The 12266-nt window shown below is 69.1% G+C and carries 11 protein-coding genes; 1 reads left to right on the forward strand and 10 read right to left on the reverse strand.

The window, feature by feature from the left end; translation table 11 throughout:
• Positions 1–251 precede the first annotated feature (251 nt).
• The 10 genes from CDN99_RS17135 to rpmH all read right to left on the reverse strand — a co-directional run bounded on the left by CDN99_RS17135 (position 252) and on the right by rpmH (position 10321).
• Positions 252–1046, reverse strand: a complete 795-nt coding sequence (locus CDN99_RS17135; protein WP_158218868.1) for a LytR/AlgR family response regulator transcription factor — start codon at positions 1044–1046, stop codon at positions 252–254.
• A gap of 22 nt (positions 1047–1068) precedes the next feature.
• Positions 1069–2166 (reverse strand): sensor histidine kinase, encoded by a 1098-nt coding sequence (locus CDN99_RS17140; protein WP_088386092.1) that lies wholly within the window; start codon positions 2164–2166, stop codon positions 1069–1071.
• A 146-nt stretch (positions 2167–2312) separates the two neighbouring features.
• Positions 2313–3113: a ChbG/HpnK family deacetylase gene (locus tag CDN99_RS17145; RefSeq protein ID WP_141100842.1), complete on the reverse strand. Its 801-nt coding sequence runs from the start codon at positions 3111–3113 to the stop codon at positions 2313–2315.
• A complete protein-coding gene (locus tag CDN99_RS17150; protein ID WP_088386094.1) occupies positions 3110–4666 on the reverse strand; it encodes a glycosyltransferase family 39 protein in 1557 nt (518 codons plus the stop codon). The genes CDN99_RS17145 and CDN99_RS17150 overlap by 4 nt, the downstream gene beginning before the upstream one ends.
• A complete protein-coding gene (locus CDN99_RS17155; protein ID WP_088386095.1) occupies positions 4663–5739 on the reverse strand; it encodes a glycosyltransferase family 2 protein in 1077 nt (358 codons plus the stop codon). The genes CDN99_RS17150 and CDN99_RS17155 overlap by 4 nt, the downstream gene beginning before the upstream one ends.
• A 153-nt stretch (positions 5740–5892) precedes the next feature.
• On the reverse strand, positions 5893–7269 hold the full coding sequence (gene mnmE, locus CDN99_RS17160; protein WP_088386096.1) for a tRNA uridine-5-carboxymethylaminomethyl(34) synthesis GTPase MnmE: 1377 nt from the start codon (positions 7267–7269) through the stop codon (positions 5893–5895).
• 317 nt (positions 7270–7586) lie between these two features.
• The gene (yidC, locus tag CDN99_RS17165; RefSeq protein ID WP_088386097.1) at positions 7587–9269 is read right to left on the reverse strand and encodes a membrane protein insertase YidC; all 1683 of its coding nucleotides are present in this window, start codon (positions 9267–9269) and stop codon (positions 7587–7589) included.
• Positions 9266–9580 carry a membrane protein insertion efficiency factor YidD gene (yidD, locus tag CDN99_RS17170; RefSeq protein WP_088386098.1) on the reverse strand — a complete coding sequence of 105 codons (315 nt, stop codon included), beginning with the start codon at positions 9578–9580 and terminating at the stop codon, positions 9266–9268. The genes yidC and yidD overlap by 4 nt, the downstream gene beginning before the upstream one ends.
• Positions 9581–9597: 17 nt before the next feature.
• On the reverse strand, positions 9598–9900 hold the full coding sequence (locus tag CDN99_RS29760; RefSeq protein WP_375134451.1) for a ribonuclease P protein component: 303 nt from the start codon (positions 9898–9900) through the stop codon (positions 9598–9600).
• A 286-nt stretch (positions 9901–10186) separates the two neighbouring features.
• Positions 10187–10321: a 50S ribosomal protein L34 gene (rpmH, locus tag CDN99_RS17180; RefSeq protein WP_058937081.1), complete on the reverse strand. Its 135-nt coding sequence runs from the start codon at positions 10319–10321 to the stop codon at positions 10187–10189.
• A 392-nt stretch (positions 10322–10713) separates the two neighbouring features.
• Between rpmH and dnaA the strand changes: the two genes are divergently transcribed.
• Positions 10714–12237 (forward strand): chromosomal replication initiator protein DnaA, encoded by a 1524-nt coding sequence (gene dnaA / locus CDN99_RS17185; protein WP_088386099.1) that lies wholly within the window; start codon positions 10714–10716, stop codon positions 12235–12237.
• Positions 12238–12266 lie beyond the last annotated feature (29 nt).

Below are 12266 nucleotides of genomic sequence, written 5' to 3' on the forward strand. Positions count from 1 at the left end.
ATCACAACGAGGCGCCAAGGCAAAAAGCGCCACGACGCCAAGTTGCTGAGAACCTGATTCACCACGGACCCGGGATGGGTCTCGGTGGATCGGGGTCGGCGAAGCCGGGGGGCCCGGTGAGGAATTTTGTCTGACGAACCCGGCCCCCCGGCTTCGCCGGCCCTCGCGCTGAAGACGGAAGACGGGAGGCGCAAGGCCGCCGACCACGGCCCAGCCCCGCACCGAGCCCTCAAGCGGCTTCCCGCCGCCCGTCACTGTCCCTTGAACAGCCCCTGAAACTGCCTCGACACCGGCAGTTTTTCCGCGTGACCCTTCATCGAGAGCTGCATCGTGTTCTCGTCCACCCGCGTGGCGCTGGCGACGAAGCGGCTGTTGACCAGCACCGACCGATGGACCTGCCAGAACACGGACGGGTCGAGGTCGACCAGCAGCTCCTTCAACGCGGTGCGGATCCACGCCTCGCCGTCCCGATGGACGACGCGGGTATATCGGCTGTCGCTTTGGAAAAAGAGGATGTCGTCGGGCGAGATCAACTGGATCTCGCGGCCCTGACTCGCCTGGATGGGCCGCATCGCACCGCGCTGCTGTGGCAGCAGTTGACGCAGCAGTTCGAGCGTGCCGGGCGGCATCGTGGGCGCCGCGGGCGTGGCCGGCTCCGACTCGGCATTCGCCGCCTGTCGCTGTCGCAGCCGCTGCAGGCATTGCTGCAGGCGCGCATCCTCGACCGGCTTCATCACGTAATCGACCGCGCCGGCCTCGAACGCCGACAGCGCGTGATCGCCATAGGCGGTGACGAACACCACCTGCGGCGGCTCCGCCAGCTGGGCCAGCCGCTGTGCGACCTCCAGCCCCGACAGCCCCGGCATGCGGATGTCCAGGAAACACAGCTGCGGCTCCAGCGCCAGGCAGTCATCCCACGCATCGACGCCGTTGACGCTGGCGGCCACCAACTCCAGCTCCGGCGCCAACCGTGCGAGCGCGGATCGCAGTTGCTCGCGCGGACCTTCCTCGTCGTCGGCGATGAGCGTGCGGATCGTCGTGGTCATGGCTTGTCTCCCTCGATGTTTTTCAGGATGCCGATGCCGGCACTTCGATCCAGGCCAGGCATCCAGGGGCGTCGGCCGTGCCGGGCTCCAGCCCCAGCCGCGCCTGATCGCCGAACTGCGCCTGCAGTCGTTCTCGTGTGTTGGCAAGTCCGAGGCCTTCGCAAGCACCGGGCGCCAGGCCCTGCCCGCCATCCCGCACCTCCAGCCGGATCCGCCCGCCCACCGCCTGGGCGCTCACGGCGATGTGGCCGCCGCGCAGGCTGGGCTCGATGCCGTGGGTGATGGCGTTCTCCGCGAGCGTCAGCAGGGTGCCCGGCGGCAGGCTCGCCGACGGCAGCGCAGCCTGCGCCGCCGCGTCCAGCTCGAGCGACCAGGTCAGCCGCTGCCCCAATCGGGCCTGCATGATGTCCAGATAACTGCGCACGATCTGCAGCTCCTGATCGAGCGGCAACCGGTCCTGCTCGAACATCGGCAGCGTCGCGCGCAGATAGCGGGTCAGCGAGCGCAGCATCGGTCCGGCGCGCTCGTCGCGCGTGTCGACCCAGTGCTGCAGCGACGCCAGCGTATTGAAGAGGAAATGCGGCTGGATCTGCGCCGTCGCCAGCCGCTGCGCCATCGCGATGCGTTCCTGCTGCGCGTCCAGCTCCGCCAGCCGTCCGGCGATCTGCTGCGTCCGGTACAGCGTCAGGAACCACCAGGACGACACCATCAGCGTCATGCCGCCCGCGCCGAACGGCAGCAGGTCGCGCGCCTCTTCCCGGAAGCCGACCTTCACCAGGATCGAGGTGATCAGCACCATCAGCACGCTCAGCCCGATGGCCGCGGCGTTGAAGCGCGTGCGTGTCGGCCGCTTCCACAGCGATCGCGCGACGATCAGTCCCAGCACGGCCATCGCCAGGGCGCCGGTCAGGATCACATGCGCCAGGCCCTTGGGCAGCACCGTGTAGAAGACCAGGGCCAGCACCAGCACGTTGCAGATCACGTAGCAATCGATGCCGGTGGACCAGCCCAACAGCCCGGAGCGCACCATTTCCTCGTCGGTGAAGACACGCCGCGGACCGGGAAAGACCCACTGGGTCCAGTCGAAGCGGATGGCGTCGGGGGCGCTGCTCGAAGTCATGGCGCGAGTCTAGGCGAGCCGGAAGGGCCGATTCCCAGGATGCGGCGAACGGACGATGGCCGGGACGATTGGCCGGCTCCACCGCACGGACAGCTGAAAACCGCCGTCCGGCGAGGGCACGGGGCCGCCCCGTGCGGCGTGCCGCGTCAGGCCCGCGGGGCGAGCAGCCGGGTCATCGGCAGCGGCGCGATGCCCAGCCGATGCAGCTCGGCGGCGAAGCGGGGCGAGGCCAGCAGCTCGTACTCCCACTGGCGGGCCTCGGCGATCGGATCACCGGGCACTGGGCCGGCGGCGGGGTGGCACATCAGCAGATCGCCATCCCCGCTGACGTGCAGCCAGCCCTGCAGCCGCGCCGCGTAGCGGGCCGCATCGCCGTCGAAGTCGTAGACGCCCAGCAACCGCCGGTTCTGCCGGATGCCCAGCAGCGCGGCACGACGCGACAACGAACGCTGCCCCAGCGCCTGGATCAGCGCCGGCTTGAAGCCCGCCGTGCCTCGCCGGGTCGACCGCAGCCAGGGCCGGCGATGAGGGTAGCGGTCCGCCAGCACATCCAGCAGCGCGTCACGCACGCGCGGGAACTGATGCACATGCTGATGGCCGTCGACATAGTCCGGCGCCCGCCCCATCGCCGCCTCGAATGCGTCCAGCTGCGCCGTGACCTCGCGTCGCAACTCGGCCTCCGTGCCGGCGCCGGCCAACAACCAGCGGAGCAGGCCGCGCGGCGCCAGCGTCAGCGGAAACTGCGTCAGGTCCAGGTGCAGCCCGACATCGACGCGGTCCGGCGCCACCTCCGCGAGCGCCCGGGCGCCGTCGCGCCAGGCCGGCGCGCCGACCATCGCGCCGGTCGCCTGCAGCCGGCCGAGCTGGATCAGCCGCAGCACGGCGGCGTTCACCAACGGGTGCAGCCCGAAATCGTCGGCGCAGACGCACAGGCCGCGACGGCTCATCGCGGGCAGCCGACCATCGTCGGCGTGATGCGCCACAACGAGACCCCGCGCCGCGTCGCCACCGCCGTCAGGTCCTTCAACCACGGTGTTCCCGGCGCATCGCGCGAAGCGGCGATCACCCAGTTCACCGGGTGCGCGCACAACGCGGCGGGCAAGGTCTTCTCGTCGATCAGCATCGGCGCGATGCCGCCGGGCGCGAACTTGCGGGTCTCGGCGAGTTCCTTGCGCCAGTTGTCACGGGCCAGCACATCGGGATCGTTCCAGTCCTCGGCGACCGTGATGGGCGCGGTCAGCCGGGCGTAGAACGGCAGGTCGTAGTCGAAGCGGCCCACGGAGACGATGGGTTCGCCCGGCGCGCGCCAGGCGGCCAGGTCCTGCGCCAGCTCCCGCGTGTTGCGGTGCGGCTCCATGGCCAGCGTCAGCACCACGCCGACGCCGATCAGCGCGCACAGGGCCAGCGTCGCGCCCGCCCAGCGCCGCATCGCGCGCGATGCCGGCTGCAGGCGCCGCCAGCCCAGCGCCGTCAGCGCCGCGATCGGCGGCACCGCCGGCAGGATGTAACCGACCAGCTTGGACTGCGGCATCGAGAAGAACACCACCACCACGCCCAGCCACCACAGCAGCAGCGGCACCAGGCGGTGGGGATCCGGCTCGGGGGCCTCCGACGCGGCGCGCCGCGGTCCGGCCCAGCCCAGCGCCAGCCACGGCAGCACCGGCAGGTGGAAGGCCAGCAGCACGGCCGGGAAAAACCAGAACGGCTGCACGTTGTTGAAGCCGCCGCTGGCGAAACGCTGCAAGTGCTGCACGACGAAGAAGTAATGCAGGAAGTCCGGGAAGCGCCGCTGCATCGCCAGGTACCACGGCACCGCCACCACCAGCATCGCGACCAGGCCGGGCAGCCAGAGCAGGCCCAGGATCTCGCGCCAGCGCCGCTGGGTCGCCAGCCAGCCCAGCACGATCAGGCCCGGCAGCACGATGCCGATCAGCCCCTTGGCCAGGATGCCGACACCCGCCATCGCATACGCGGCCATCAGCACCGCCCGCCACGGCAGGCCGTGCCGGCGCCGCAGCACCGCGTCGGCGGTCAACGCCACCGTCGCGGCGATGCACCCCGCCACCAGCATGTCCAGGTTGGCGTATTGGGAGCCGAGGAAGAACATCGGCAGCGCCAACACCACCAGCAGCGCGGCACGCGCGGCCGACGCACCGGCCCAGCGGTACAGCAGCCCGAACAGGCTGATCGCGGCCAGCCAGGCGCCCAGCACCGGCGCGGCGCGGGCCGCCAACTGGTTGACGCCCAGCAGCGTCATCGCCACCTCGGTGATCCAGTAGAACAGCGGCGGCTTGTGGAAGAACGGCTGGCCGTTGAGCGTCGGCACCAGCCACTCGCCGCCGCGGATCGCCTCCCACGCGACGCCGACGTAGCGCCCTTCGTCCGGCAGCTCCAGCGCCCGCAGCCCCGCGCTCCAGGCCAGCCACAGCAGCGCGCCGATCAGCGCGAGCGCGAGCTCCCGGCGCGGCACGCGCGCCGGCCCCATGAACGCGGCGCTCATGCGCGGCGCTCCGGCAGGCCTTGGCCGAGCTGCTCGCGCACGACGAACAGCGGGCGTCCCTTGACCTCCTCGAAGATGCGGCCGATGTATTCGCCCAGGATGCCCAGCGACACCAGTTGCAGGCCCGAGAACAGCATCAGCCCGACGACGATCGTCGTCCAGCCGCTGACGTTGTGGCCGTAGAGCAGGTACATCGCGGTCAGGTAGCCGCCGTAGAGCAGGGCCGGCAGCGCCAGCAGGATGCCGCAGGCGCTGACCGCGCGCAGCGGCCAGTTCGTGAACGCCGTCAGGCCGTCGAGCGCCAGCTGCGCCAGCCGCAGCGGCCGGAACTTGCTGCGCCCATGCGCGCGCGGCGCCGGCGTGTACGGCAGGGCATACGTGGTGAAGCCGACCCAGGCGTACAGGCCCTTCATGAAGCGGTTGCGTTCGGGCAACGCGAGCAGCGTGTCCACGACGCGGCGGTCCATCAGGCGGAAGTCGCCCGCGTCGGCCGGGACCTCGAAGCGCGCGCCGCGGTTGAGCAGACTGTAGAAGCCGCGGCTGCCCCAGCGCTTGAGCGGGCCTTCGTCGTCGCGGGACTCGCGCACGGCGTAGACCATGTCGGCGCCGCGCCGCCAGGCGGTCAGGAAGGACGGGATCAACGCGGGATCGTGCTGCAGGTCCGCGTCCATCATGAGCACCACTTCGCCCTGCGCGGCGCCGAGGCCGGCGCTCAGCGCCGCTTCCTTGCCGAAGTTCCGGGACAACCGCAGCGCCCGCAGGCCGGGCTGGCGACTCCAGCGCCGCAGCAGTTCGCCGCTGCCGTCGCTGCTGCCGTCGTCGATGACGAGGATCTCCCAGGCCTGGATGGCGCCGTCGGCACGACAGGCGTCCAGCGTCGTGCGCAGCCGCGGCAGGAGGTCGACGAGGCTGGCGGCCTCGTTGAAGCTGGGGATGATGCAGGACAGTGACGGCGCGGTGCGCCGGTCCGTCGGATCGCTGGGCGCCAGATCCGGAGACAAGGCCGTCGCGGCACCGCCGTCGAACGGGCGCCCCCACGGCGAGCCACGGTCGGGATGGAAAGTGACATGCATCCCTCCAGCGTGGCGGCGGTGCCTGAGCGGATCCTGAAGATTGCTGTCCTGAAGCTGTCCGCAGACCGTCAGAAATGTGAAACCGGGCGAGGCCCGAAGGGTATTCAGGAAATCTTCAGGTGGGGCTCAGGCGGGATTCAGGTGGCGACGCGGTCATTTCCCGATGCAGAACCTGCTGAAGATCTCCCCCAGCAGATCGTCCGCCGTGAACGCGCCGGTGATCTCGCCGAGCGCGTCGTGCGCCATTCGAAGCTCCTCCGCCATCAGGTCCAGCGCCGGCGGCTGCGTCTCGGCCTGCAGCAACGCCAGTTCGATGTGCTCGCGCGTGCGGCGCAGTGCCTGCACGTGACGCTCTCGGGCGATGAACAGGCCCTCCGGCACCGCGTGCCAGCCGACCTGCCGCAGCAGCCGCTGTCGCAGCCCATCCAGGCCCTCGCCGGTCTTCGCGGACAGGGTGAGCGCGCCATCCGGCAGCGTCGCCGGAACCTGCGCGTCGGCCTTGTTGTAGACCTGCAGGATGCGACTTGCATCGACGCTGGCGAGACGCGAGCGGATCTCCGCGTCCTCGGCCTCGTAGTCGGCATGGCCGACGCGCGTCAGGTCGTGCAGGAACAGCACCACGTCGGCGTCCGCGATCGCGTCCCAGCTGCGTGCGACGCCGATGCGCTCGACCTCGTCCTCGGTGTCGCGCAGGCCGGCCGTGTCGCTGATGTGCAGCGGCACCCCTTCGATCTGGATCGTCTGGCTCAGCTTGTCCCGCGTCGTGCCGGGAATGGGCGTGACGATCGCCAGCTCCGCGCCGGCCAGCGCGTTCAGCAACGAGCTCTTGCCGACATTCGGCTGCCCCGCCAGCACGACCTTGATGCCCTCGCGCAGGATCGCGCCCTGACGGCTGCGATCGACCAGCGTGTCCATCCGCGCCAGCAGCCGACGCAATTTGCCGAGCGCGTCGGCCTGCTCCAGGAAGTCGATCTCTTCCTCGGGGAAGTCCAGCGTCGCCTCGACCAGCATGCGCAGCTGGATCAACGCGTCGCGCAAGCCGTCGACCTCGCCGCTCAAGGCGCCGGCCAGCGCACGACCGGCGCTGCGGGCGGCGGCCTCGGTGCTGGCGTCGATCAGGTCGGCCACCGCCTCGGCCTGCGCCAGGTCGAGCTTGCCGTTGAGGAACGCACGGCGCGTGAACTCACCGGGCTCGGCCAGGCGCATGCGCAGCGCGGGATCCGCCTCCAGGCAGCGCGCGAGCAGCAGCTGCAGCACCACCGGTCCGCCGTGGGCCTGCAGTTCCAGGACATGTTCGCCGGTGTAGGAATGCGGCGCGGGGAAGAACAGCGCCAGACCGTGATCGATCGCCTCACCCTGCGCGCTGCGCAAGGGCAGGTAGGTGGCTTCGCGCGGCTTCAGCGCGCGGCCGCAGATCGCCATCACCAGCGGGGTCAGGTCTTGCGGCGCGGACACGCGCACGATGCCCACCGCGCCGCGTCCGGGCGCGGTGGCGATGGCGGCGATGGGATCCTGGTGTCGGGACAGCATGGGCGCGATTGTCTCGCAGGCCCCGCGATGCGCGTCGCGGCGGGCCGCTGACCGCGTGGTCCCGAAAGGAAAAACGGCGATGCGAATCCAGTTCGCATCGCCGTTCAGAAGATGGCGCGGGGCAGGCCATGACGCCGGTTCTCGTGAACCTGCGCTGTGCGCCTCCGATTCCCAGTGACCTGGAAAGCGAACCCCGCATGAGCCGCATTAAGCGCTCGAAAGCGGATGAAGAAAAGCCCCCGGGGCACGGGGGCTTCCTGTCGCCGCGTGAGGAATTGCCGTCCCGCGAGGGGTTCCTGCAGTCCCTCGACGCGGGATCACTTCTTCATCGTCGCGCCGATCTGCTTGTTGATCATCCATTGCTGGGCGATCGACAGGATGTTGTTCACCAGCCAGTACAGCACCAGGCCGGACGGGAAGAAGAAGAACATCACGCTGAAGGCCAGCGGCATGATCCACATCATCTTGGCCTGCACCGGATCGGCCGGTTGCGGGTTCAGCCAGACCTGCAGCAGGCTGGACGCCGTCATCAGCAGCGGCAGCGGGCCGATCGGCGCGCTCAGGATGTGTCCGAACAGGCTGTCGGGCTTGGACAGGTCATGGATCCACAGGATCCACGGCGCGCCGCGCATCTCGACGCTCGACAGCAGCACCCAGTACAGCGCGATGAAGAACGGCATCTGCAGGAAGATCGGCAGGCAGCTGCCCAGCGGATTGATCTTCTCTTCCTTGTAGATGCGCATCATCTCCTGCTGCATCTGCTGCGGCTTGTCCTTCATGCGCTCGCGCATCTCCTGGATGCGCGGGTTCACCGCTTTCATCTTGGCCATGCTGCGGTACGCGCTGGCGTTCAGGCCGTAGAACGCGACCTTCAACAGCACCACCAGCAGGATGATCGACCAGCCCCAGTTGCCCAGGAACTTGTGCAGCAGGTCCAGCAGCCAGAACAGCGGCTTGGACAGCACCTTGAAGATGCCATAGTCCTTCACCAGCTCCAAGCCCGGGGCCAGCACTTCGAGCTTCTTCTCCTCCTGCGGACCGACGTACAGCTGGTTGTCCAGCTTGGCCGACGCGCCAGGAGCGACGGTGGCGAAGTTCGTCACCATGCCGACGGTGTAGAGGTTCTCGTTGAGCGGACGCACGTTGAACTCGCGCGGGCCAGCCTCGTTGCGCAGCCAGGCGCTGACGAAGTAATGCTGGACCATCGCGACCCAGCCGTCGTCGGCGTTCTTGTCGTACTCGGCCTTGCCCTTCTTCAGATCGTCGAACGAAAGCTTGTGGTACTTCGCCTTGTCCGTGTACAGCGCGGGGCCCGAGAACGAGGTCGGCGCGAACGACGGGCCGGTGTGGTCGACGTGGCCGTCGCGCACCAGTTGCACGTACAGCTGCGGCGTCACCGCGGCGGCGCCAGTGTTGGTGACCTCGTGCTGGACGCCGATGGCGTAGTCACCGCGCTTGAAGGTATAGGTCTTGACCAGCTTGACGCCGCCCTGCTCGCCTTCCATGCGCACGGTCAGCGCATCCTGGCCGTCCTTCAGATCGCGCGGGCCATCGACCAGCGACAGCACCGTCTGGTCGCTCGGCGCGCCCGGCACGTTCAGCAGACCCGAGCGGGCGCTGTATTGGCGGATCGGGTCGAGCACCACGACATGGCCGCTCGGATTGGTGTCGTCGGCGTGCTTGAGCAACTCGACGCGCACCAGGCTGCCGCCACGCGTGTCGATGGTGGCCTTCACGACATCGGTCGTGATGGTGACGAACTGGCTCTGGACCGCTGGCGCGGCGGGCACGCCCGCGGCGGCGGAAGCACCGGCGGCGGCGGGCAGCGCGGCGGTCACGGCCGAGGCGGCGGACGCCGGGCCGGCGGGTGCGCTGGCGGTCTTCGCGGGCGCCGGATGGAACAGCGACGGCTGGCCGTTGTGCCGCTGCCAGCCGTCCCACAGAAGGACCAGCGACATCGTGAACACCACCCACAGGATGGTGCGGCGAATATCAGTCATGGGGAAGCTTTTGTTTTGGCGGTTGATTGGGTCCGACCCGGCCGGCATCCGGTGAGGCGGGTGAACAGGCGGGGCGGATTGTCAGGCACGGGATCATGCCCGCCCAGGCACAGCGGATTGCAGCGCAGGATACGCGCGGCGGCCAGGTAGGTGCCGGCGCACGCGCCGTGCTGGCGCAGCGCCTGCATGGCGTAGTTCGAGCAGCTCGGGCTGTAGCGGCAGCCCGCCCGCAACCAGGCGCTGAACAGCAGCTGGTAGCCGCGCACCAGCCCCATCAGCAAACGCGTCGGCAGGCCGGGACGGGCATCCATGGTCGGATCCTGACGCGTCAACTCGCGGCCGGCGCGCGCGCCAGCTTGCGGGTCAGGTGCAGGAGTTCGGCGCGCGCGGCCTCCCGGAGCGCGTCGGACGAGGCGCTCGGGAACTGCTTGCGGTCGAAGGGCATCCGCAGCCGCACGACCCAGAGGCCGGGCGGCAGTTCCGGCAGGTCGCCGAACACCGCGCGGATCTGGCGCTTGAGCAGCACCCGCGTGACCGCGCGCTTCGCGTGCCGCTTGGGCACGACGTAGCCCAGCCAGGCGCCTTGCGGCGCGGCTGGAAGCGGATCGTCGGGTGGGCGCACGGGCGACATGGGCCGGTCGTCCGGAATGGACGACGCCGCGGACGGGGCCGCGGCATCGGTCGGATCGCGTGATTCATCCACAGCCTGGGGATGAATCGGTGCATCACCTGTGGACAAGTCGCCTTGTCCTGTGGACGGGCGGCGCTTCGGCAGCGAAGGGCTGGCGGCCAGGTGATGCACGGCGAAGTGCGCGCTGCGCGCGCGGCTGGGGGTTCCCAGCACACGCTCGAAATCGGCCGATCGCACGATGCGGCCGATCACGGCGCTTGCGGAAGTCAGGTCGTCAGGTTGACGCTCAGACGGCCAGGCGCTTGCGGCCCTTGGCGCGACGAGCGGCGATGACGGCGCGGCCGCCACGGGTCTTCATGCGGACCAGGAAGCCATGGGTACGGGCGCGACGGGTCTTGGAACCTTGATAAGTGCGTTTCATGCTGAACCTCTTTCGGAACTCTCGGAACTTCCGCCCGCTTCAGGCGACATGCCTGACTGCGGTTGGACGACATCGGGGTGACGTCTGAACGTCCCCTTCATCGCGTTTTCAACTGATCCCTTCGAGCCAGGCGCGCCATCCTATGACAGTGCGACAACCTCTCGGGAGCAGGAAACGGTGCGGAAGCCGCTCGGAAATCGGAGGCCCACGCAGGTACGTCCGGGCGTCCGGAAAACCCGCGATTACAGCAAAGTTTTGGCCCAGGGTCAACGAGAAGGCTTCCCGCCACGGGGATTACCTGCACTTGACCGGCCCGAGAAATCTGTGGATAACCCTGGCTTCGCGGCCTCGAATCGGTACAATCGGGCCGCTCGAAGAATAAGTTTTCCACAATGAGCGCAGACTTGTCAGGGGCGGCCCTGTGGCAGCGCGGCTGCGAACGTTTGGCGGCCGAACTGCCTGAACAGCAATTCAACACCTGGATCCGACCGTTGCCGCCGGCCGAGGTGGCACAGCAGGAAGAGAACGGCCACGAGGCCGTCCTGGTGTCGCTGCGCGTCCCGAATCGTTTCAAACTGGACTGGATCCGCAGCCAGTACGCCGGCCGCATCGAGGCCATCCTCACCGAACTCGCCGGCAAGCCGGCGCGGCTGGAGTTGTCGCTCGCGCCTCGCGAAGCCATCGCGCCGCTGCCCCGCAATGCGGCGCCCGGCATGACGATGGGCCAGGTGCTGCAGCAGCACGGGCTGCGCGGCGGTCCCGGCGCGGCGCCGATCTCCGCCGCGGGCATCGCGCCGGCGGCGACGCGTCCGGCCGCCCCGGCCCAACCCGCTCCGGCGACGGCCGCCAGCCTGATCCAGCCCGGCGCCACCCCCAACGTGCCGCCGAGCGCCACCCGCCACCGCATCAACACCAGCCTGACGTTCGACACGCTGGTGCCCGGCCGCGCCAACCAGATGGCGCGCACCGCGGCGCTGCACGTGGCCGGCGCGCCCGGCCAGATGTACAACCCGCTGTTCATCTACGGCGGCGTCGGCCTGGGCAAGACCCACCTGATCCACGCCGTCGGCAACGCGCTGCTGAAGGACCGTCCGGACGCCCGCGTGCTGTACCTGCACGCCGAGCAGTTCATCTCCGACGTCGTCAAGAACTACCAGCGCAAGACCTTCGACGAGCTCAAGGCCAAGTACCACTCGCTGGACCTGCTGCTGATCGACGACGTCCAGTTCTTCGCCGGCAAGGACCGCACGCAAGAGGAGTTCTTCAACGCCTTCGAGGCCCTGCTGGCCAAGCGCGCCCACATCATCATGACCAGCGACACCTATCCGAAGGGGTTGGTGGACATCGACGAGCGCCTGACCAGCCGCTTCGACGCCGGCCTGACGGTGGCGATCGAGCCGCCGGAGCTCGAGATGCGCGTCGCGATCCTGATCAAGAAGGCCGACGCCGAGGGCGCGCCGATGCCCGAGGACGTCGCGTTCTTCATCGCCAAGAACGTCCGCGCCAACGTGCGCGAGCTGGAAGGCGCGCTGCGCAAGGTGCTGGCCTACAGCCGCTTCTCGCACAAGGAAATCAACATCCAGCTGGCGCGCGAGGCCCTCAAGGACCTGCTGTCGATCCAGAACCGGCAGATCTCCGTCGAGAACATCCAGAAGACGGTGGCCGACTTCTACAAGATCAAGGTCGCGGACATGTACTCGAAGAAGCGTCCGGCGAGCATCGCCCGCCCGCGCCAGATCGCGATGTACCTGGCCAAGGAGCTGACGCAGAAGAGCTTGCCGGAGATCGGCGAGCTGTTCGGCGGCCGCGACCATACGACGGTGCTGCACGCGGTCCGCAAGATCGGTGGCGAGCGCCAGAAGAACACAGAGTTGAACCAGCAGTTGCACGTGCTGGAGCAAACGCTGAAGGGATGAGGCAAAAAGCCTTCGCCTTCAGCGAAAAT

The organism is Roseateles aquatilis (assembly GCF_002205645.1).
GTDB lineage: Bacteria > Pseudomonadota > Gammaproteobacteria > Burkholderiales > Burkholderiaceae_C > Roseateles > Roseateles aquatilis.